The organism is Aromatoleum sp., assembly GCF_032027225.1.
Classification (GTDB): domain Bacteria; phylum Pseudomonadota; class Gammaproteobacteria; order Burkholderiales; family Rhodocyclaceae; genus Aromatoleum.
Map to the genome: position 1 here is coordinate 413,876 of NZ_JAVSMM010000001.1, position 21,429 is coordinate 435,304.

Consider the following 21,429-nt stretch of genomic DNA (forward strand, 5'->3'; position numbering starts at 1 on the left):
CAACAGCCGCAGACCGTCCGAAACTGCGGCGCGTTCAGCCGAAACCCGCAGTCGAAACGATTAATCGATACACAGGAACGAATATTATCCGTTCTCCGTGTATCTTTTACGAAGAAGTCCGGAGCGGCTGCGCGGAGAGCCGCTCGCGCTGCCGCGGCTAAGCGGCGAGAGGCAGGATCGCATCGACCGGACAGACGTCCTTGCACTGCGGTTCGTCGAAATGTCCGACACACTCGGTGCATTTCGTGGCGTCGATGACAAACGTGTCCGGACCCGACGCGATCGCCTCGTTCGGGCACTCCGGCACGCACACGTCGCAATTGATGCAGTCTTCGTTGATCTTCAACGCCATCGCCGTCTTCTCCTGTTCTCGTATGTAGGTGCGGGACCGCAGTGCAGTCGAACCCGACCGCCGCCCGTCCACGGGGAGGATGCGAAGCTGCATCCACGCCCCGAACGATAGCGATTGCGTCGCTCCCTGTCAAACTGTTTGATGTCAAACAATCACGAGGTAGTTTGGATCGAGACCGAGATACGGTAGCATTCGCATTGTTGCCGCACCATCGATCGCAGTCCCCCGGAAGTGACATGACCAGAAAGAAGACCCTCGACGACAAAGGCCTCGATTTCGGCATTCTGCCGAGCCTCGCGGGCTATCAGCTACGGCTCGCCCAGATCGCGATTTTCCGGGATTTCGCGCAGTCCCTCGGCGAGTTCGACGTCACTCCGGGCCTCTTCGGCGTGCTCGTGATCATCGACTCGAATTCGGGTCTGAAGCAGAGCGAGCTCGCGCGCGCCGCGCACCTCGACCGCTCGACCGTCGTCTCGGTGATCGACAACCTCGAACGCCGCGGCCTCGTCGAACGGCGGGCCGCCGACAACGATCGCCGATCGAACGCGCTCGTGCTGACCCCCGACGGCACCGCGTTGCTGAAGAAGTTGAAGCGCCGCGTCAACGAACACGAAAAACGCCTCGTCCAGCACCTGAGCGAAGACGAGCGCCAGACCCTCGTCACGCTGCTGCAAAGGATCTTCCCGGAGCACCGGGCAACGCGGCCGAACGCCTGAGCGGGCGAATGCCCGAGCGGCAACACGCCTGAAGGGTCAACGCTCGAATCTGTGGAATGGCCGGAGGGCGAGTGCTCGAACGCCTGAACGCTCGTGCCCGAAGGGGAGCGCGACGGAAGCGAAGCGTGGTTTCCCGCCTCGCCTCGTCGTGAAGGAAGCAGCCGGCTTACGCCGACCGATGGACGTCGAGCCAGTTCGAAGAACCTGGCCGCAGGTCCGCCGGGCCGACGACGGCCCGGCGGTGGATGGTACTCAGAACCACTTGTAGTACGCGGACACTCCGATGAAGTTGGTGTGCTGGTTGGGGTCGGCGTCGAGGAACGTCCCGTCGCCGTAGATGCTCTCCGACCACGTCCAATCGTTCGTCTTCCACTTGTCGAAGACGTACTGCAGCTTCACGCCCGCGTCCCGACGCACCGCATAGTCGGCGGTCAGGCTGAATGCGACGTGCCGGTAGGTGATGTCGGGCAGCGAGGTGACGCCCGGCCCCGTCATGTCGTACTCGCTGCGGTCATACGACCACTGCAGCTGCGCATCGAGCCGCAGCTTTTCGGTCGCCCGGTACTGCGCACCGATGCCCGCCGCCGTGCCGATCGTGCGCAAATCGGCTGACCACGGCACCTCGGGGCCGGTGAAGGTGTAGCCCATGATCGTCCGCTGGCGCATGCGCGTGTCGTCCCGCGACGCCCACGCGTTGATTTGGGCGTCTTCCGACAGGCGATAGGTCGCATCGACCGAATATTTCGCCCCCCTGCCCTTGTCGTTGCCGAACGACGACCCGCCGATCGAATCGTAGGTATCGTGCGAATACTGCGCGACGAACTGCATCGACAGCGCTTCGACGACCGCCCAGTCCAGATTCGCCTTGATCTTGTCACGCGTCCGGTCCGCCCAATGGATCGGGTTGATGAACCTCGGCGTCTGCCCGAGGAAATCGCCGAACGAATAGAAGTCGCCGAGCTTGTGGAGGCTGGTTTCCTTGAACGAACTCCCGGTCCGCTCGCTATGGACGTAGCTCACGCTCCCCTTCAGGTTCTCCGCGAGCGAGCGGCGCAAGCCCAGACGGGCGCTCGTTTCCTCGGTCCTGCTACGCCAGTTGAGCGAGCGGCTCTCGGGTACCGCGCGGGTCCGCTCATCCCATTCGAGCCCGCCGATCAGGCTCAGCGACATCGGCAAGCGGTAGGTCGCGTCCAGCTTTCCCGAAACGTTGGTCCGCGACGTGTCGTTGTTGAAGCCGCTTCCCGTATAAGCGGGCGAGACGTTGAAATAGCGACGCCGCGGCGTCTTGTCGTCGCGGTCCTCGTAACGCAGCGTGCCGTTCAGCGACAGTTTCGAACTCACCCGGCTTGAGAGCCCGAAGGTCACGAGCGAGGTGTCCACCTTTCCGTCGAGCGAAGTCTGGCCGGTAATGCCCGGTCTGTAGAAGCGGTCGTCCTGCAGGCCGCGCGTATAGGCGACCTTGAACGTTCCGCGCGTCGATGGCGTGAAGTTGTAGCCGCCCGACAGGTGCAGGCCGTGCTCCTGGTTGTCGGGCGCCAGCGCGATGTTGGGATCGGCCCAGTAACCGGTCAGCACCCCGGGGTTCGCGTTCAGATGGATCGCGTTGTTGCCGTTGTGGAAGAACGAGCCGAGATAGCCCCCGGAAAGCTGGAGCTTCTTGCCCGCGTAGCCAACCGTGGCTTCGAATTCCTGCGTTCGCTGGTCGATCGGCTCGGAGATGAACATCGGACTCGCGCCGGCGTTGTAGAAGCCGAAGTTGCGGGTGCCGTCCTTTTCCTCGTTGCGGAAGCGCAGTTGAACGGTGAGTCCATCGCCGAGGGTCTTGTCCAGGCCGAGCCGCACCGACTCCCGCTTCGTGCTCGGTTCGAACTCCGATGCGGGACTGCCCGATTTCAGCAGATTGATCGACTGGTTGGTCGAATCGCGCCCGCCGAGGGGCGTGATGAACTTCAGCGGATCCTGGCGCTTCAACTCGCCATACTCGATGAAATAGCCCCAGTTTCCCTGCCGCTCGTGTTCGACGCGCAGATCGCGGTTATCGAGGCCGAGGTTGCGCCCCTTGACGCGCAGCCAAGTGCCGGTCGCATCGTCGCGGCGGTTGACGTCGACGTCGGCGTTCAGATCGGTATCGCCGTCCTTCTGTCCGGTGTACTGACCGAAGAAGCCGGTGTCGCCGTTCACATGACCGACCCCCGCGCTCACGGAGCTGTCCGGGTGGATCAGGCGCGCGACGTCTTCGGATTCCTGGGCATGAGCGGGGCCGAACGCGAGGAGCAGGCCCGCGGCCACCGCAGTCAGCGGGAAATTGAACTCTTGTCTGATTTTCATGACGTCCTTCTCCCTATTTCACCAACGAACGGGCGCCGCTGCTGTTCACCGGGCTGCTGCCGCCATGGATGTTCGTGTGGCAGTTCATGCAACCCCGCGCGACGACGACATCCGGCTGCGGCATACCGTTGTTCTTCGGATAGGGAGTCAGTGACGGCGCGAAGCCCTGATGAGACCCGGGTTCGTGGCATTCCTGGCACAGGAACGGCACGCGCTCCTTGAGCATCTTCGGCGTCGTCGTGCCGTGCGGGTTGTGGCAGATCGCGCAGTCTTCGGTGACCGGCTGGTGGCTCCACAGGAAGGGGCCGCGCTTGTCGGCGTGGCAGCTGTAGCAGGTTGCGACGACGCTGTCGCGCGCCATCAGCTTCGGTCCCGCCGAGCCATGCGGGTTATGACAATCCGAGCACGCGACCTTGCCTTCCTTGATCGGATGGCGCGACGGGCGCTCGATTTCGGCGCGCTTGTCCTTGTGGCAGTTGAAGCAGGTTTCGGGTTGCGTCGTCTTGTCCCGCACCTTGTCGTGCTGCGTGTGGACCTGGTGGCAGCTGGTACAGGCGACGTCTTCCTGCGCGTGCGTGCTGTTGGACCAGAACATGCGCTTCGAGCCACTGTGGCAGTTCAGGCAGGTCTCGTTTCGCTTTTCGATCGGCGTCTTCGAATCCTTGACGTAGTTGACGTCCGGTGAGGGCCGCTCGGAAACACCTTCCGGCTTGTTGATGTGCGTCGGGCTCTCGCCGTGGCAGCTCGTACAGGTCGGCGTCCGCGAGTCGGCGACGGTGCCATGCTTCGTCTTGCCGATCGACAGCACCGGCTTCTCCTCGCCCTCGTCGTGACAGCGCGTGCACACCGCGTCGCCTTTCAGGACGAGGTCCTTTTTCTCGCCGCCCCCCTCGGCGGCCCAGGCGCTGGCACCACAGAGCATCGCGATGCTCAGCAGTGCAGCCGGCATCCACCGCCGGATGCTTCTCGAATCGACTCTCATCTAGTTTCCCCTTCTGCTTAATGAAACCTTGGCCTGCTGCCGGCGGTGCGGCCGCCGGTCTTCGCGCGGCACCGAACTCCCTGTGTCTTTCCCGACGCTTGTTTCTTACAGCGCGCTGAAATCGATCTCTTGCGGGCCGGGGCCTTCCGGTTCCTGGTGCGCGATGCCGAAGTGGCAGTCGATGCAGGTCATGCCTTCACGCTTGGCCTTTTCGTGGCGGGTCTGGGCACGTTCGGATTGAAGGTCCGCAACCATCGCGTCCTGCGTGTGGCAGTGGCGGCATTCGCGCGAATCGGTGCTCTTCATGCGCTTCCACACGTTCACCGCCAACTGGTAGCGGCGCGCCTCGAATTCCTCGCGCGTGTCGACCTTCCCGGTGATCTTTGCCCAGAGCTCCCCGGACGCCTGCACCTTGCGGATCAGCAGGTCACCCGTCTCGCGCGGGATATGACAATCCGGGCATTTCGCACGTACCCCCGACGCATTGCGGTCGTGCGGCGAGTCCTTGAACTCGGCATACACGTTGTCGCGCATTTCGTGGCATCCCGTGCAGAACGCCTCGGTATTCGTCATTGCCATTCCGGCGGTCGCGCCGCCGCCGATGACGAGCGCACCGACGACGCCGACGGCCAGCAGCACCCACGGCGACTGCCGGCCGAGCCACGCGGTTATTTTTTTGAACATGGTCAGCTCCCTGATTGGTCAGCGGTTCAGAGCGAGAGAATCCACTGGACGACGTTCTTCACCGCGACCGGATCGTCCGTCTTCAGGGTTTCGTGGTCCTCTTCCTTGCCATCGACCTTGACCTTGCTCGGCACCGTGACGTGCTTGATTAGCTTTTCTTCCGCGTCAGCCTTGCCCTTGTGTTTCGCGGCGACTTCCTTGTACGCGGGGCCGTCCTTCTTCTTGTCGATCGCGTGACAAGTCAGGCACTTGCTCTTGCGGACCAGCGCGTTGGCAGCCGCGGCATCGACTTCGGCAGCAACGGGAAGACTCGTGACGCCGACGGCAAGCACGGCGGCAATCAGACAAAGGCGCTTCATTTACTTCTCCTCAGATCAACGACGGGGCGCCGGATCGCGACGCCCACTCCGGGAGTAGGGATATTTAGATGCCCTTCCTCCCGTATAACCCGGTCGCGACGGCGTTCTGCGCGCGACCGGAGCAATGTCCGCACGTCCTCACGAACGAGCGGACAAAAACTTCTCCGAGGGTTGGGGGCTGCCGACGGCCGTCAGGCGGCGCGGGGGCTGCGTGTGCGACCGTCGAATTGCGGTCGTCTCGATTTCCTGGACCCCGGGGATATGGGATCCGGACTTAATGGATTGCGCGTATTCTAAAGTTGCATTAATCGACGTAACAGCATGTAAAACGGGACAGACCGTTTCCACCGAGAAACAATCAAGCAAAATTGACAGAGCTTCAGCCAGATGCACGACTTGAACGAGCTGTATTTCTTCCACGCGGTAGTCGAGTGCAAGGGTTTTTCGGCGGCTGCCCGGCACACCGGCGTACCAAAATCGACGTTGAGCAAACGCATCGCGCGGCTCGAGGACCGGCTGCAAGTGCGCTTACTCGAACGTTCGACACGCCGGGTGCGCACGACCGATGTCGGTCGCGCGTTCTTCGAGCACTGCGAGGCGATGCTCGCGGGCGCCGAGGCTGCGGAAGCGGTGGCCGCGCAGGCGCACGCGGAGCCGCAAGGCCTCGTGCGCGTAAGTTGTCCTCAGGGTCTGATCCAGAACCTGATGGCAGATCTCCTGCCTCGCTTCCTGAAGCGCTATCCGCGGGTCCGCGTGCAATGGAAAGTCATCAACCGTCGCGCCGACTTCATCGAGGATCGCGTCGACATTGCACTGCGCGCGCGAATCAGGCTCGACGCCGACAACTCGCTGATCGTCCGCCCGTTGGGACGCAGCCGGCTCGTGCTGACGGCAAGCCCCGAACTGCTGTCGCGCAGCGCCGGCCCCTTGACGGTGGAACGCCTCGCCGAACTTCCGACGCTGTCCATGGCAGAAGACTCGGATGACGATACATGGGAGCTGATCGGCCCGGACGAGACCGTCTTCGCATTCACGCATCGCCCGCGGGTGTTCTGCAGCAACTTCGACCTACTGCGCGAGGCCGCGATCGAAGGGCTCGGCGTCGCACTGCTCCCGGAGCACATCTGCCGCCCGTGCATCAAATCCGGCAAACTCGCGCACGTTCTGCCGGACTGGTACACGCAGAACGCAGTCATCCACGCGGTGTTCACGAACCGCAAAGGGCTGTTGCCCGCGGTGCGCGCGCTCATCGACTACCTGGCCGTCGAGGTGCCGCGCATCAGCGCGCCGGGGTGAGTTCCGGGGGTGGCCGCGACGGCTGCGCGGCGCCCCCGCGGCCCGCGTTCAGAACGGCAGCACGAGCTTGAACCAGGCCTTGTCGCCGCGGAAGCGGTTTTCGGCCGACGTCTCACGCTGCCACTGCGCGATGAACATCGTGCCGCTCTTGGCCGTATAGCTCACGCTCGGGCCGATCGCGAAGACCTCGCCCTTGCGCCCGCGCGACCACAGGCCCGGCACCGCTGCCAACGTCTCGCCTTCGAGCTCGTCGTTCGTCGTCTGCTTCAGGTAGTAACCCGACAAGCCCACCGCCCACGGGCCGAAGTGCTTGCCGGCGACATAGTCCATGTGGAAGTCGTCGCCGGAGTCGTAATCCATCTTCGGCGCACCGGGCGCGAGGCGGAAATCCTCGTTCTTGCGCTTGATGTTGTACATGAACTTGCCCGACAGCTCCCAGCCCGAGTCCGACAGCCAGGTCACCGCGAAGATCGGCTCGATGCTCCAGTAGTTCGTGCCGATGCTCTTCCTCGGATCGCCCGACTCGTACTTGCCGGTCGGCAGGTTGAAGTCGAGCGCGACCGTCCAGTGCAGGTTCGGCGTGTGCCAAGCGATGATGATCGGATTGATCGTTATGTCGCCGATGCCGCTCGCCGATGCGCCCGGCCCGCCGAGTTTCACGTCCTGGCTGACGAGCGGCACGATCAGGTGCATCCCCCAATCGCCACCGAGGATCTTCGTGTTCGTCATCTTGATGAAGCGCAGCGCGTCGAACCACGCGCGCGCCGACGTCCCCGGCACCTTGTCGCCGTCGCCGTCGCGCAACTTCGCGTCGTAGTAGCCGAAGTAGTTCAGAAAGTAGTTGCCCGGCGGCGGTACGGCGCCGGCGAGCCAGTTTTCGGCGCCGTTCGGATACTGGTCGCCGCCCTCTTTTGCCGTGGCGTTGCCGACGAACGCGGCGGCGAGCGCGACCGCGATGCTCAGTTGCCTGATCTTCATGTCTCCTCCCTGATTGTTTTTGCAAAGCCCGCCCTGCGGGGCGGAAAACGCAGCTTCGGCGCCATACCCGTAGGGCGGAAAACGCCGCTTCGGCGAAGCCAAAAGCCGAAGGCGCCTTCCGCCGCATGTCATGCCGGCACCGTCGCGTGGCGGAAAGGCGCTGCGCTTTTCGGCCCTACGGCGCCTCCGCTAGAACGGGAACTGCCGCTGGCCGAGCTGCACCGTGATCCACTTGAGTTCGGTCATCTCGTCCATCGAGTGATGCCCGCCCTCGCGCCCGACGCCGCTGTCCTTCACACCCCCGAACGGCACGTGCGGCTCGTCCATGATCGACGCGTCGTTGATATGCACCATCCCCGCCTCCAGCCGCAGCGACAGGTCGAAAGCCTTCTGCAGGTCGTTCGTGATGAGGCCCGACGACAGCCCGTAGCACGAATCGTTGGCGAGCCGCAGCGCGTCCTCGCTGTCGGTCGCACGGATCACCGACACCGCCGGTCCGAAGCTCTCCTCGCGGAACACGATCATTTCGGGCGTCACGCCAGCGAGGATCGTCGGCTGGTAGAACGCGCCGTCGCTCTTGCCGCCGTGCAGCAGCTTCGCGCCCTTCGCGACCGCGTCGGCGACGTGGCGATCGAGCACCGCGCACTGCTTGCGGTCGATCAACGGGCCGATCACGGTCTGCGGATCGCGCGGATCGCCGACCTTGAAGCCGGCGATCTTCGTCGCGAGCTTGTCGCAGAACGCGTCGAAGATCGGCGCCTCGACGATCAGCCGGGAGTTCGCCATGCACACCTGTCCCTGGTGCAGGAAGATCCCGAACGCCGCGGCATTCACCGCGTAGTCGAGGTCTGCGTCCTTCAGCACGATCATCGGGCTCTTGCCGCCGAGCTCCAGCGTGATGCGCTTGAATTGCCGCCCCGCCGCCGCCGACAGCTCCCGGCCGACCTCGGTCGAGCCGGTGAAGGTGATCATGCGGATGCGCGGATCCTCGACGAAGGTATTCCCGAGCACCGAGCCCTGCACCGGCACGACGTTCAGCACGCCCTTCGGCAGGCCCGCAGCCTCGAAGATCTCGGCGATCTTGAGTCCTGTCACCGGCGTGTAGGTGGCGGGCTTGAGGATGAAGGTGTTGCCGGCGGCGAGCGCGAGCGCGACCTTCTTCATCGCGAGCAGGAACGGGAAGTTGAACGGCGCGATGCCGGCGATCACGCCCAGCGGACGGCGCACGCTCATCGAGAACACGCCGGGGCTGTCGGACGGCATCGTCTCGCCGGTGATGCGGCGACACTCACCTGCGGCGCTGCGCAGCAGGTTCACGACGAAGGACGCCTCGAACATCGCCTTGCCGTAAGTCGAACCGGCCTCGTCGATCAGCACGTCCGCGACGTCCGGGATGCGCTTCTGCAGCTCGTCCGCCGCCCGCAGCAGGACCGCCTCGCGCTCGTTCGCGAGCGTGTTGCCCCAGCTCTCGCGCGCACGGTAGGCCGCGGCGATCGCGCGTTCCAGGTCCGCAGCGGAGGCCTGATGCAAGCGCCCCCACACTTCGCCCGTCGCCGGGTTGATGTCGTCGAGGATCGTCCCGGTTGACGACGGCACCCATTCGCCGTCGATGAACAGCTTGTATTCCTTCATGTTTCCCCCTTACAGGCTGATGCCGCAGCGGCCCGGCGCAATGATGTTGTTCGGGTCCAGCGCCTTCTTCAGGCGCTTTTCGACGTCGCGCTTGACCGGCCCGTAGGTCGCCGCGACCTTCTCGGCGAACGCGGTGTTCGCGCGGTACATGCCGTAGCCTTCCTTCGCGAAGGTATGAAGCAGCTCGTCGTAGCACGCGTACGCGTTCTTCATCTGCGTCTCGTCGGAGCGGTCGTACAGCAGGTCGATCACGTGGTGCATGTCGCGCCAGCCGACGATGAATTCGCCGACGTAGTCGAAGCCGTACTTGCCGAGGATCGTCTTCGCCATCTGCATCTGCTTGAGCGTCTCGGCGCCCTTCGCCTGCGAAACCGGCGCGAACCAGATCGAGCCGCCGCCTCCGCGCCAGTTGTACAAGCCGAACTCGCCGAGGTTCGGCTTGCCCTTCATCAAGTCGAAGCGGTATTCCAGCGCCTGGCTTCCCTTCGACTGCTCCTGCGTGACGATCTTGCCGCCGGTCGCCGCGGCGACCGCCTCGATGATCTTCCAGTTGGCGTCGTTGGTTTCCTTCGTGCCATACAGGCCCGCATACACATTCCACGCGCCGATGTCGTGGTCGGCCTGGATTTTCTTCACGGCCTCGTCCGGGATCGCGCCCGGCCCGGTGAAGTAATCCGCGCGCTTCACCGGCGTGCAGGGCGCCTCCCACAGCGTGTGCGCGATGACAACCGCGTTGGGAATCACCATCGCGATGCGCAGCGGACGCAGCGCCTCGACGATCTTCGTGATGTCGGCTTCGTCGGGGTACTGGATGCAGAACGGGCGGAAGTCCGGCGGCGCGGGCATCAGCCACATCCCCATCTTCGTCACGACGCCGTAGTTCGACTGCGTGAACATGCCGTCGAGCGTCGGCCCGTAGCCCCACTTGAACACCTGCCAGGTGTTCGAGTTCTCCATCGCGCCCATGCCGGTGCGCAACACGTCGCCGTTCGCGAGCACAACCTCCATCCCGCACGAGAACATGAAGTGCTCGCCGTACGGCGTATAGCCGACGCCGCGGTCGACCATGTTGCCGACCGGGCCTGCAATCGCCGACGGCGCCGGGCACGAGAACCACAGCGGCAGCTTGTGCTCCTGCAGGTAGTCGTAGAGCTGCTGGTACGTCACGCCCGGTTCGACGAGCGCGGTGCACAGCTCGGGATCGACCTCGATGATGCGGTTCATGCGCCGCAGGTCCAGCACGATCTGCCCGCGCTGGACCGGCGCCGCGGAGCCGTAGCCGATGTTCTTGCCGGTCGAGATCGGGTACAGCGGCACGCGATACTTGTTCGCCACCTTCATGACCCGCTGGATCTGCTCGACGCCGTCCGGCGTCACCGACGCCGACAGCTCGTGCTGGGCGTCGGGCACCGGCATCATGATCTTGCGGTACGCGGAAAGCTTCTCCTCATCGACCAGCACGTGCTCGTCGCCGACGATCGCGCGCAGCTCGCGCACCACCTTGTCGAACTCCGCAGCGCTGATTCCCTTCGGCAGCGCCTTGCTCTTCGAACTCATTCGCTTGTCTCCGTTGTATTTGTGACGTCTGCGCGATACGTCAGGTGTTGATCGCGAACGCGACGAGGCTCGTCGCCTCGACCCGACGGTAGGTATCCATGACCAGGCCCGCACCGCGCGCCGCGGCGATCTGCTGGAAGATCAGCGCCGAAGCGTCATCCATCACCCCGACGACGCGCCCCCGCCCCGCCCGCTCGAGCAACGCGGTCACGCCCGCGAAGCTGCCAAGCTCGCGCACCCCCGCCGCCACCGGTCGTACACCCAACTCCGTCGAGAGCCCGCTCGCGATCGCCAGCGCCTGCGGCAACTCCGCCTGCGCCACCAGCATCACCGCGCGCACGCCGCCGCCGCCGGCCTCGTCCAATTGCGCCAGCGCCGCAAGCGGCATCGCCCCGAGGGCCCCGCCGCCCGCCACCCCTTTCAGGAAACCGCGTCTGTCCATGTCGGCTCACTCCCGCGCCAGCGCTGCGCCGGTGCTCACGAGCCGCGCCACCTCCGCCAGCGCCGCATCGTCGATCTCGCTCTGCCGAAACGCCGGCATCGCCCGGTTGCCCAGCCGCACCACGCGCCGTACGTACTCCTCCGGCAATGCCCGCCCCTTCAGCACCGGACCGACGTTCGCCTCGTGGCAATGGCCGCAGACCTTTTCGTAAACCTCGCCGCCATCCCGCCACGCCGCCTGCGCCCCGCCCGCGGCTACGACCGCCGCGACGGCCCCCAGGCAAACGGCCAATCTTCTTGCATGCATTTGCGCCTCCTCCTGATTGTTGGCCTTCCAACTTCTCAGGACGAAGCAACGCAAGGGCAATGCCCGCTTTGCGCGGGCGCTGATAAATCGTCTAACTACATGGACTTGGTGTTCTCACGTGGGAAAGTGCCAGGCGCAGGCGATAAGGAGGCGCTGTCCAGAATGCAGACACATCGCCATCGCAACATGCCCCCCAAGCCACTGCAGCGCCGGGCGCGACCGTTCAAGCACCGGAAATCGCAAATTCAGACACTGTGCAGATTTGCGACATCGCCAACGACCCGGATCAGCCCACCCGGTCCAGTGGGCTCACAACACCCCGACCGCCGCGATTGAGCACGTGCGTATAGATCATCGTCGTCGACACGTCCGAGTGCCCGAGCAGTTCCTGCACTGTGCGGATGTCGTAGCCGGATTCGAGCACGTGCGTCGCAAAACTGTGCCTCAGCGCGTGGCAACTTACCGGTTTGCTTAGGCCCGACTCGCGCGCCGCGCGGTGCACCGCCTTCTGCAGACTGCTCTCATGCAAATGATGCCGACGCACCGCACCCCCGCGCGGGTCGGCCGACAAGCGGCTCGCCGGAAACACATACTGCCAGCCCCACTCCCGCGGCGGCGCCGGATACTTGCGCTCCAGCGCATCGGGCAGAAACACCGCGCCCGCGCCCTGCGCCAGATCCGCCTGATGAAGCGCCCTCACCTTCGCCAGATGCGCCTGCAGCCCATCCAAAAGACGCTCGGGCATCGGCACCACCTTGTCCTTCTGCCCCTTCCCGTCGCACACCACGATCTGCCGATACTCGAAGTCGAGATCCTTCACCCGCAGCCGCACACACTCCATCAGTCGCATCCCCGTGCCATACAGCAGCGCCGCCATCATCCCGTGCACGCCATCCATCCGCCCGAGCAGACGCGTCACCTCGTACCGCGATAACACCACCGGGAGACGCTGTGGACGCTTCGCCCGCGCGAAGCTCCCCAACTCCCCTAGCGGTCGCTCCAGAACCTTGTCGTAGAACAACACCAGCGCATTGAGCGCCTGGTTCTGCGTGCTCGCAGCCACCCGCCCCTGCACGGCCAACTGCTGGAGGAAGGCCTTCGCCTCAACAGCTCCCACCGTGCACGGCTCCGCCCCCTTCAGAAAGCGAGCAAACCGGTCCAGCCACCCGCAATACGCCTCCTCGGTGCGGATCGAATAGTTGCGCTGCCGGATCACCGCGACCAACTGAGCGCGTAGCGCACCCGTGCCCTCGCCGCCCTCGACCGCGTCAAGAATGGGCGTCGATGAAACGCTACGCGCAAGTGTGGGATGCGTCGCCGGCAACTCGCGCCCGGCCTCGCCAGTAAGCCCAGTCAACCGCCGCGGAAGCTGGCGCCTGCGCGAGCTGCAACAGCAGCCGCACCGCCTCAACCACCTGGTCGAACTGCCACGGCTGCAGGCGGCCTATCCTGCCGCGATCCGCCAGCCAACCCTCCACCTCACCGCCGGTGTGCGTTGCCAGCCGCCGCCCCTCGAACACCTTCAGATAGGCCTCCGCGTGCCACACGTACCAGCCCTCCGCACTCGCCTTCACACCCGATTTCGTGAGCAGATTCCGATAGTTGCGCCAGAAGCGATCAACCGCGGCGGGAGCATTTGACAGAGTCATATGCGTCGGCTATGTTGCGTTGTAAGGAATCGTTACAGATAACGCCATCAATGCTATCGTCATTCGTGATAGCCAACAATAGGCCGAATCGGCCTATCCCCATACTGGCCGATTCCGTCTACTACAACTGTTATACATCTCAGACGCAGATGCGCACAGCCTGCACCAATCGAGAAGATTCAAAAAACTAGAGATCGAGTGAGATTGCAAATGACTTCATTACGAGCTCGGCCTCTAACGCCCGGGGAAGAGAGGTATATCCGTAAGAGCGAGCGTGATGCGATAAATTTCTCTGGGCCGTTGTCGATAATCGGCGCATCTGATCATTTATACGTACAGAGTACAATTCATAGCGATTTAACAAAGCTGGAAAGAATCCATTTGGGGGAAGGGCAATATATCGAAGAGACCACGGGATATGGGCCAGCCGAGGGTGGAGTAACTATTTCTATTGAATGGGATGCAGAATACGCCCTTCGGTATTTGCTATTTGTGGCAAAAGAGCTAGGCATTCCCTATCTAGAAAGGCCTGGGCAGACAGGGCTGGTGTATTTCCAAAGCAAACGTGAAACAGCGTTTGCTGAATCTGTTCTTTATGTAGATCGCACTTTGGCTAGCTATGAGAAAAGGCGTTCTTTTTTGGATCGCTGGTTTGGCCCCATTTGCATGACCGAGTGGAGTAGCGGTGAGGCAAAAGCTATTCGAGAGGAAGTGCGTCAGATTTTGATTAGGTCAATAAACCGGTGAATGACATAAACGGTACTTAGTCTAAAACAATTCTACGACATCTTTGTTATTTGCAATGCACCCTATCGATTGGTTGTGCGCCAAGGCGCCAGAATTCAAGGAACTTCCTGAAGAGGATCGCCTGGCGATAATGCACTTCTCGTTACTCTGCAGCTTTTTTGAATCAGAGGTACTCAACACCAATGCCTCTGCAGCAGCCATTCTCGGGATTGTTCACGAGTGGGCCGCTCAAGGTCGGCTGGGCGTCGCTGCATTTCAGGAAAGCTTGAGCTACTTCAAAGGCCGTTACTTTACTGACGGGGCAGAAACGCCGCATTTAAAGGGATTGAAGCTTCGCAAGAACGATAGCCCATCCTTAGTGGAAGGAATTCTCCGTGGAGAGAATACCAATTCTGCGGATAGCGTTTCTGCTTTGCTCATCATCGTGTATCGCCTGCGCAATAACCTCTTTCACGGAGCAAAGTGGGCATACGGCATTCGGGGGCAACTCGGGAATTTCACTCATGCAAACAATGCACTCATGAGCGCCTTAGAAATTCATAGTCAACTATAAACTGCGTATAACAAGTGCTTGCAGCGGATCGTCAACGGCTACGCCGTTGCCGCCCGCTGAAGGCCGTCGTTAGCCATTCACTAATTCACGTCCATGCCTATCTCGTTCGCCAAGATCAATAAAGGGGCAACCTACTCGCGCCAAACGTTGGCCGAGTTGTGGGGGTATGCGAGCTTTCACGCTATTGCTCGGGGAGTGGTCACTCCGCGTGACGACAACAAGATCGTCCTGTTCGTCACCGAGGAAAAGCAATCCTCAGTCGAGCAATACGCTGACCGGCTATCAGGAAATACGCTTGAATGGGAAGGCCCAACTGACCATTTCGCAGAAAAGCGTATGCTCAACGCAGAGGCGAACGGCGAGGAAATTCACCTGTTTCACCGTGAGCGGCACCACTCCGATTTTACGTATTGCGGCAAGCTGAAGGTCTCCGGTCATGTTCTTCGCACTGATCGGCCAAGTCATTTCGAGTTTATGGTTGTATGAAAACAATGGCTAACACTGCGCTGCAGCCGACCGGTCAAAAGCTGCGCTTTTGCCCGTCGGCTGATCTTCGACGTTAGAGCTAAAAGGAGTATCAATGAAGGCCATCGTCAACAAGTGCACCAGAGAAGATTTCAACTACCTATCGGAGGTTCTCGATAGCTATCTTTCCTTCACGGATGACAAGAGAAGGAAGGAGTTGCTTGCTGCAAGCGACAATCATGTCCAGTCGCGAGAGCAACTGATTGAGTTAATGGATAAACAAATTAAATACTATGGGTCATCCGATATCGCTTATCTAAAAAGAGCAATCTTCGGCGATGATGGCGGCGTAGAAGCAAAAGAGATTGTGGAGGATGTTTGCGCAAAACTTAAAGTAAACATCAAGCTCGGAGGTTCAACTGAATCTAGGCTAGAACGCTTAGTGAATGCCGTTGTTGAGAAAGAGCTTCTTAGCAAAACCCCAGAAGATCTGTCCTCTGCCTTCAAAAATATGGGGGTTGGTGACGTTGATAGAGACCTCATTCTTGAACATCTCAAGAACAATGGCAAAGTGGCAGTACTCCCGATTCTTGTGCAAGTTCTCGGCCAAAAGATCACCTTGGGAATCATCGAGACAATCATTGTTAGCTTAATCGCTCAGATCATCGGGCGTGAAGCAGCCAAACAACTTGTCAAAGAGCTGATGAAAAGAAATCCTTGGATTAATGCACTTGGCCCCGTTCTTTGGGTTCTATCTGGAGCATGGCTTGCGTTTGATTTGCAAGGGCCTGCATACAGAAAAACGGTTCCAATCTGTTTGTATCTCGGCATCGTCGCTTTGCGTGATGGAAAAGAGGACTCAAAGGGGTAACTCTAACAATTAATTCAATCCGACGCCGCTTCGCGGCGCGGCTTAATTCAAGCGTTAGTCTCAACAATCTATGCACGATTACGTCGTTTATCACAAAGCCGAAAAGATGGGTTATCCGGCCCTTGATATTGAGAATTTGGCTATTTACACGAAGAAACCAACCGACGGCACAAAAGGAAATCGAGTTTGGCTTATCGCCGGTGAAGGTAGCCCACGGAAGTACTGCCTGAGAGCTACTTTTCTAATTGGAGCCGTTGAACCCTCGGACAAATCGGAATTCACAAGCCGAGTAACCGGCACTGACGGACAACTCCTCGACCCCATGCCCTCGCTCAATAGCGAACCGTGGTTTCCAGGCTTTGTTGAAGAACAGGGGCGTTTTGCCTTTGGCTTTAACCGCATCAAGAACACTACCGCGGTTGAAGCTTTGCGGAGAATTCTTCTTGCCAACACGCTCCGCTAAGCCTAACGCTGCGGTCAAGCCGACCGTCAAAAGCTGCACTGTTGCCGTCGGCTTACTTACACGTTAGCCCGCAGAGCCACCGCTTGCTGCTTGCTCAGTCTTCTCATACGTAAGCAGTCGGTCGGCGACCAAACGAAGCAGAGCCACAGTGCGATCAACTGTATTGGGAGAAATCTATGCAAGTCATGGGAGTAGAGTTTTCTGCGAGCACCATGCATTACGTGGTTATTGAACTCGCGGACGCCAATGAAATTTGCGTTGTTCAGGCGAACAAACTAGTGCTGGGTGATTCGAGATCCCGAGATGCCCTTGTAGCATTTCAAAGTGCGGTCTCTGCCCTTCTGAATCTTGCCTCCCCAAAATTGATTGGGATTAAGGCTAAGCCGGAGTCAGGGCAGATGCGAGCAGGCGCCGCGTCGCTCAAGATGGAGGGAATATTGCTCGCCAACTCGCCTTGTGAAGTCGACTTCGTTTCTGGTGCCCGAATCAATGCATGCACTACCAGCGACGACACGCTGCGCGCCTACCTGCAGCCCGCTCTCAAGGCGGCGCACGCGGCTCTAGCAAAGAAGCTCAAGTGAGTGATCAAGACCCACCGGCCGAAGTTCAAGCCACGCTTGAACAACTTTCCGATCACTACGGTGACTTCGAGCCAAACTTTCGAGGTGCGAACGGATACCTGTACTTCGCACGCAATCGAATAACCGGAGCGGCCATTGCGATCAAGTTCTACGCGGGTGCGCCAGGCGATGCTCGGCACGACGAGCCCCGGCAGCTGAGCGCAATCCGCTCTGCGAACGTGCTGTCCATTCTTGATGCGAAAGATGTGTCCGCAGAGTGGGCGTACTTCATAACCCCGCGTTGCTTCGAGGGCGACTTGGATGACCTGATCGCCACGGCACCATCTGCCCACATCGCGATTGACACCGCGCTGGGAATCTGCAACGGCGTGAGCGCCATCCACTCCCTTCGAATGCTGCATCGTGACCTGAAGCCTGGGAACATCGTGATGCAAGCTGGATCGCCCCAAATCGCCGACTTCGGCAGCGTCCGAGCCTTGTCAAATGGGGCGAGCGAGGTGAGCGCCTCTCAGCACAGCATTCTGTTCAGACCTCCGGAGTCCTTCGCAACAGGCCAGTACGGGTTCGCGGGCGACATCTATCAGATCGGACTTGTCACCTATCAGTTGCTGGGTGGCGCACTTCCCTACGACGGAGAGAACTACCTCAGCAGCAAGGAGCGCCGGCACTACGACGGACTAGGTGGCTGGGCCGACAAGTGCATCTTCGTCAACGATGTGATTCGCAGTCGAGCGGAAACGGGCAAGCTACTCGATTACAACAGCCTCCCGCCATGGGTCAATGGAGCCGCTAAGCGAGTTCTGAGGACTCTCACCAACATCGACCCAATGCAGCGTCCCGGCACCGTCGCAGAGGTGGCAGCACTGTTGACGCAGATGCGTGCGGCGGTTTCCAACTGGCAGTGGGAGGGTGAGATTGCCGTCTATCGCGCGCCCGGCCGAGTAGTCGAGGTTCGCCCGCTGGATGAGGAGGGCGGGCTCTACCAAGCGTACCTCTCAAAGGACGGCGGAGCATTTCGCAGACAGCCCGGTTTGGCATCCGCGCCACTAAAGCAGTTGGTTGCGAACATCACATAGCGATTTGCGAAGCCGGGCCACACACTGCGGGCTAACCCTTCCATCGAGCGGATGCCCAACCGGCTGCGCCGGTCGGTCACCGCTCATGTCAAACGTTAGAACTCTCAGAGCCCCCCGCATGGATCTATCACTCATTCAAGGCACCATCTCGGGCCTGCAGGTCGCTTCGGACATGGCGAAGGGCTTCCTTGAGGTCAAGTCCATGGCAGAAGTGCAAGGCAAAGTCATCGAGCTCCAAAGCGCGATCCTTTCGGCCCAAAGTAGTGCTCTCGCGGCAAACTCAGATCAAGCCGCAATGGCGGAAGAAATTCGCAGGCTGCGCGAGCAACTTGCTCGGGCCGAGGCCTGGAATCAAGAGAAGCAACGGTATCAACTCACTGCGCTCGAGCCAGGGGTGTTCGTTTTCGCGCTCAAGAAGGAAGCGGCGCGAATTGAGCCGGCGCATTGGCTTTGCGCTCGTTGCTTCAATGAGGGTACAAAGCGCATCCTTCAGCATTAAGGGGAGTTCTATGGCTCCAGTGAGCACCTGTGCAATGGCTGCAACTCCAAGATCAAGGCTTCGTCGCGCTTGGTGCCAGAGTTCTAACCATTCGGTCAAGCGGACGTGCCTACGGCACGCCGCTCGCCTCAAACGTTGGGGCTCACGAAAAAGCCACAAGCACAACACATATTCATGACTCCCATCCGCGTCGTATCACTCCTGGCTGCCTCTGTTCTTTTGGGTTGCGCAAGCAATCCACCTGTGCAGCCCGGCGCAAGCAGCACATCCCAGTTCGACGGCGCGGTCTATGGAGGAGAAACGACCGAACTGGAAAAGCCTACTCCAGGCGCCGAGGTCTACCGTGCTTTCTATCAAGGAGGGTCCGGCTTTGTCTCGGTGAGCAGTGTCCGCGAGACAGTTGAAGAAATGGCCACAAAGCACTGCGATCGTAAGGGAAAGAGAGCTCGACCGCTACAGGAAACAACGTCCAAAGGACCCCATGTCCTGGGCAACTTTCCACGCGTTGAATGGCTTTTTGAGTGCACGGACCCGATCTCCTCCAATTCTTCGGATTCGCCAGCTATCGACAAGCTGGGGCAAATCGAACGTTTGAAAAGGCTGCTGGACAATGGCGCACTCACGCAGCAAGAGTACGAGCGCGAGAAAGCCAAAATACTTGCGGCACCATAATGCCCAACAAGCGCTTGCAGCCGACCGTCAAGAAGCTGCGCATTTTGCCGTCGCCTGAAGCTTTACGTTGGGCAATAAATAGCCGCTTCAACGAGAAGGAAGACCGTAATGAGCGAAGTCACAGTTAGCGAGCCGGCTCTTCTAATCCGAATTCCAAAGCTCTGGACGGCTACGATGTCGCGCCAAGCACTTTACGAAGCCACCAGAGGCGTGTGGAAAATTGGCGAGCGAAGAGAGCAAGCGCGACTTGCCCTCTCGGTTGCCGACGGCATTGTACGAGAGGTCTTTGCAATTGCTCAGTGGCACCCTGCCGGGACGACGGAGTATCAGACGCGGCCGCGTAAAGACATTGAGGTTGAGGGCCGCTGGGAGTTTACGGGTGCTGTGGCGCCCGAAGCGGTACGGTCAAAGTACATTGATAATTCCGTTGCCCATTATTTCCAGCGCGGAAACTCCAATCCGATTCTCTACGTAAATGTTTGAATTGTCCAACAACTGCTTGCAGCGGACCGTCAAAAGCTGCGCGTTTGCCGTTCGCTGAAGGCGCACGTTAGATTGCTCATGCCAGACGATCCTAATACCGAGTCACTCCGAGAGTGGAACCGCCTCGCGCGCCAAAACGCAGAGAATGCAATCGTGTCATCGATGTTCGACGCAAGCTTCAATGCAAGCGAACCAGTCGAGACATTCTCAACGTGGCTCTTGGTTGGCACCGCTGCGGTAGCGTCATTCTTCATTACTAACGCAGACAAGCTTGTTCCGTTCATCAAGCACTCAGGATTTCTCACTTGTGGCGCCTTTTTGTGCCTCTCCTGTCTGTTCGGCCTGGTTTCGAGAATGTTCGCATTACGTTGCAAGATTCAAATCGCAACAGGGGCTGCGGTACGTAAAACGTTTGCTGAGCATCTTGCGAAACATCAAGAAGAAGAGAAGAGAATCAAAGAAGGTGCTGCCGCGTGGGGCATCACGCTGGAAACAGGCATACGCATTGAGCGAGTGCTCCGTGAGTTTTTTGCCCCGTTACCACGCTGGGTAGCATGGTTTGTTAATCGGCAGCTCAAGAAATACGAAAACAATCCACAAATCGGCTACCTCCCAGTGATCAAAGGGATGCAATGGCAAGGGTTGTCTGCCGCCATGCAAGCCTTATTCTTCTTGGGGGTTCCTCGTCACCGGGTTCATCTATGCCGCCGCAATCTAACCCGGCGCTTAACCTCGCTCCCTTTGGTCGCTGGACGCTGCGCCAAAGAGCGGCGCAGCGCCGGTTAGCTTTACGTTAGGTCTCAGGACAATGAAGAAATTATTTTCCTACGAAGAATACGTTAGGGCTGACGCCTTTGCAGATCCCAGTCCTGACTCATTATCTAAGCCAGAAATATACAAACTTTTTGATGAGGCCAATACATCGACTTGTCCATTCTGTAAGTCTTCCACGAATAGATCACATGAAAATAGCTTGAATGAAAACCCCAGCTGGCTAGGTGGTGGGTGCCATTATGTAAACGAATATGTGTCATGTTGTAGTGAATGCGGATGGTGGCGTATACATACCTACAAGGAGACTGATGGTGACATAAAAGGAATCTCTACTATTGTCAAGAATGCCGTTTTGAAGAAATATGATTTGCACAGCAAGGATGTTCCAATTAGAACACTGCAAAAATATTTGAGACAGAACTTTGATGACGTTATTCACATTCATGACTCTCAAATGGAAAAACTCGTTCAGTCAGTATTTTCAGAGCATTTTTCATGCGAAGTAGAGCACGTTGGCAAATCACATGATGGCGGCATTGATCTTATTTTGGTTCAATCAGATAGCCCAACAGTCGTTCAAGTGAAACGACGTCGGTCACTTTCCCATGTTGAGGGTGTAAGTGGGATTAGAGAGCTAATTGGAGCAACTTTATTAAAAGGAAGTAGAAACTGCATATATGTTTCAACTTGTAGCAAGTTTTCCGACCCTTGTAATGAAGCTGCGGCGCAGGCGGTAGATCTTGGAATCCTTGAGAGTTACACGCTATATGATTTTTCCAGATTTTCTGACGTCCTCAAACTAACAAAATCCTCAAACCCAGAGCCATGGCGAAAATTTCTCGAAATTTAGACCTAGCAACAGAAACAGGGGACAGACCACGTTTAATTATTCCGATACGCGAGCGATCCAAACAAACCTAGGAACAAAGCACTTTTTTCGTCCAGCGGAGCGTATTGCTGAATG

The 21,429-nt window shown here is 59.6% G+C and carries 26 protein-coding genes; 14 read left to right on the forward strand and 12 right to left on the reverse strand.

The genetic code is table 11. From position 1 onward, the window contains the following. Positions 1-157: 157 nt before the first annotated feature. Positions 158-352, reverse strand: a complete 195-nt coding sequence (locus ROZ37_RS02020) for a YfhL family 4Fe-4S dicluster ferredoxin (protein ID WP_312657081.1) — start codon at positions 350-352, stop codon at positions 158-160. Between the two features lie 236 nt (positions 353-588). On the opposite strand from ROZ37_RS02020, the gene ROZ37_RS02025 reads away from it, so the two are divergent. Then, positions 589-1,068 carry a MarR family transcriptional regulator gene (locus ROZ37_RS02025; RefSeq protein WP_312657082.1) on the forward strand — a complete coding sequence of 160 codons (480 nt, stop codon included), beginning with the start codon at positions 589-591 and terminating at the stop codon, positions 1,066-1,068. A 252-nt stretch (positions 1,069-1,320) separates the two neighbouring features. Here the strand turns inward: ROZ37_RS02025 and ROZ37_RS02030 are convergent, their stop codons facing one another. From ROZ37_RS02030 to ROZ37_RS02045, 4 genes are all read right to left on the reverse strand, one after another. Then, positions 1,321-3,396: an MtrB/PioB family decaheme-associated outer membrane protein gene (locus tag ROZ37_RS02030; RefSeq protein ID WP_312657083.1), complete on the reverse strand. Its 2,076-nt coding sequence runs from the start codon at positions 3,394-3,396 to the stop codon at positions 1,321-1,323. A gap of 13 nt (positions 3,397-3,409) precedes the next feature. Further along, entirely contained in the window at positions 3,410-4,378 is a 969-nt protein-coding gene (locus ROZ37_RS02035) for a DmsE family decaheme c-type cytochrome (protein ID WP_312657084.1), read from the reverse strand. Between the two features lie 105 nt (positions 4,379-4,483). After that, positions 4,484-5,062, reverse strand: coding sequence for a NapC/NirT family cytochrome c (locus ROZ37_RS02040; RefSeq protein WP_312657085.1), 579 nt, complete (start codon positions 5,060-5,062; stop codon positions 4,484-4,486). Positions 5,063-5,088: 26 nt separating this feature from the next. Next, complete coding sequence (locus ROZ37_RS02045; RefSeq protein WP_312657086.1) at positions 5,089-5,421, reverse strand: c-type cytochrome; 333 nt, start codon at positions 5,419-5,421, stop codon at positions 5,089-5,091. A gap of 387 nt (positions 5,422-5,808) precedes the next feature. Here ROZ37_RS02045 and ROZ37_RS02050 point away from each other — a divergent pair, with 387 nt between their 5' ends. Then, complete coding sequence (locus ROZ37_RS02050; RefSeq protein ID WP_312657087.1) at positions 5,809-6,717, forward strand: LysR family transcriptional regulator; 909 nt, start codon at positions 5,809-5,811, stop codon at positions 6,715-6,717. A gap of 48 nt (positions 6,718-6,765) precedes the next feature. Here ROZ37_RS02050 and ROZ37_RS02055 read toward each other — a convergent pair whose 3' ends face one another. The 7 genes from ROZ37_RS02055 to ROZ37_RS02085 all read right to left on the reverse strand — a co-directional run bounded on the left by ROZ37_RS02055 (position 6,766) and on the right by ROZ37_RS02085 (position 13,281). After that, the gene (locus tag ROZ37_RS02055) at positions 6,766-7,695 is read right to left on the reverse strand and encodes a transporter (protein ID WP_312657088.1); all 930 of its coding nucleotides are present in this window, start codon (positions 7,693-7,695) and stop codon (positions 6,766-6,768) included. A gap of 189 nt (positions 7,696-7,884) precedes the next feature. Then, a complete protein-coding gene (locus tag ROZ37_RS02060; RefSeq protein ID WP_312657089.1) occupies positions 7,885-9,327 on the reverse strand; it encodes an aldehyde dehydrogenase family protein in 1,443 nt (480 codons plus the stop codon). 9 nt (positions 9,328-9,336) lie between these two features. Next, positions 9,337-10,884 carry an FAD-binding oxidoreductase gene (locus tag ROZ37_RS02065; protein WP_312657091.1) on the reverse strand — a complete coding sequence of 516 codons (1,548 nt, stop codon included), beginning with the start codon at positions 10,882-10,884 and terminating at the stop codon, positions 9,337-9,339. A gap of 40 nt (positions 10,885-10,924) precedes the next feature. Then, positions 10,925-11,326, reverse strand: coding sequence for a twin-arginine translocation signal domain-containing protein (locus ROZ37_RS02070; protein ID WP_312657093.1), 402 nt, complete (start codon positions 11,324-11,326; stop codon positions 10,925-10,927). Positions 11,327-11,332: 6 nt separating this feature from the next. Continuing rightward, entirely contained in the window at positions 11,333-11,632 is a 300-nt protein-coding gene (locus ROZ37_RS02075; RefSeq protein ID WP_312657095.1) for a cytochrome c, read from the reverse strand. 286 nt (positions 11,633-11,918) lie between these two features. Then, entirely contained in the window at positions 11,919-12,908 is a 990-nt protein-coding gene (locus tag ROZ37_RS02080; RefSeq protein ID WP_409449922.1) for an integron integrase, read from the reverse strand. 16 nt (positions 12,909-12,924) lie between these two features. Continuing rightward, positions 12,925-13,281: a hypothetical protein gene (locus ROZ37_RS02085; RefSeq protein ID WP_312657097.1), complete on the reverse strand. Its 357-nt coding sequence runs from the start codon at positions 13,279-13,281 to the stop codon at positions 12,925-12,927. A gap of 198 nt (positions 13,282-13,479) precedes the next feature. Here ROZ37_RS02085 and ROZ37_RS02090 point away from each other — a divergent pair, with 198 nt between their 5' ends. The 12 genes from ROZ37_RS02090 (at position 13,480) to ROZ37_RS02145 (ending at position 21,315) form a co-directional block, all read left to right on the forward strand. Next, on the forward strand, positions 13,480-14,028 hold the full coding sequence (locus ROZ37_RS02090; protein ID WP_312657098.1) for a hypothetical protein: 549 nt from the start codon (positions 13,480-13,482) through the stop codon (positions 14,026-14,028). Positions 14,029-14,083: 55 nt separating this feature from the next. Then, positions 14,084-14,581 carry a hypothetical protein gene (locus tag ROZ37_RS02095; protein WP_312657099.1) on the forward strand — a complete coding sequence of 166 codons (498 nt, stop codon included), beginning with the start codon at positions 14,084-14,086 and terminating at the stop codon, positions 14,579-14,581. 93 nt (positions 14,582-14,674) lie between these two features. Next, the gene (locus ROZ37_RS02100; RefSeq protein WP_312657100.1) at positions 14,675-15,067 is read left to right on the forward strand and encodes a hypothetical protein; all 393 of its coding nucleotides are present in this window, start codon (positions 14,675-14,677) and stop codon (positions 15,065-15,067) included. A 94-nt stretch (positions 15,068-15,161) separates the two neighbouring features. Then, positions 15,162-15,917 (forward strand): hypothetical protein, encoded by a 756-nt coding sequence (locus tag ROZ37_RS02105; RefSeq protein WP_312657101.1) that lies wholly within the window; start codon positions 15,162-15,164, stop codon positions 15,915-15,917. A gap of 70 nt (positions 15,918-15,987) precedes the next feature. Beyond that, positions 15,988-16,380: a hypothetical protein gene (locus ROZ37_RS02110; protein WP_312657102.1), complete on the forward strand. Its 393-nt coding sequence runs from the start codon at positions 15,988-15,990 to the stop codon at positions 16,378-16,380. Between the two features lie 176 nt (positions 16,381-16,556). Next, positions 16,557-16,961 (forward strand): DUF3010 family protein, encoded by a 405-nt coding sequence (locus ROZ37_RS02115; RefSeq protein WP_312657103.1) that lies wholly within the window; start codon positions 16,557-16,559, stop codon positions 16,959-16,961. Next, positions 16,958-18,037 (forward strand): protein kinase domain-containing protein, encoded by a 1,080-nt coding sequence (locus tag ROZ37_RS02120; protein WP_312657105.1) that lies wholly within the window; start codon positions 16,958-16,960, stop codon positions 18,035-18,037. The genes ROZ37_RS02115 and ROZ37_RS02120 overlap by 4 nt, the downstream gene beginning before the upstream one ends. A 118-nt stretch (positions 18,038-18,155) precedes the next feature. Beyond that, positions 18,156-18,536: a hypothetical protein gene (locus ROZ37_RS02125; protein WP_312657107.1), complete on the forward strand. Its 381-nt coding sequence runs from the start codon at positions 18,156-18,158 to the stop codon at positions 18,534-18,536. Positions 18,537-18,710: 174 nt separating this feature from the next. Beyond that, a complete protein-coding gene (locus ROZ37_RS02130) occupies positions 18,711-19,208 on the forward strand; it encodes an SHOCT domain-containing protein (RefSeq protein WP_312657108.1) in 498 nt (165 codons plus the stop codon). 108 nt (positions 19,209-19,316) lie between these two features. Continuing rightward, positions 19,317-19,691, forward strand: coding sequence for a hypothetical protein (locus tag ROZ37_RS02135; protein ID WP_312657110.1), 375 nt, complete (start codon positions 19,317-19,319; stop codon positions 19,689-19,691). Positions 19,692-19,844: 153 nt separating this feature from the next. After that, positions 19,845-20,477 carry a hypothetical protein gene (locus tag ROZ37_RS02140; RefSeq protein ID WP_312657112.1) on the forward strand — a complete coding sequence of 211 codons (633 nt, stop codon included), beginning with the start codon at positions 19,845-19,847 and terminating at the stop codon, positions 20,475-20,477. 22 nt (positions 20,478-20,499) lie between these two features. Then, entirely contained in the window at positions 20,500-21,315 is an 816-nt protein-coding gene (locus ROZ37_RS02145; protein WP_312657114.1) for a restriction endonuclease, read from the forward strand. Positions 21,316-21,429: the final 114 nt, after the last annotated feature.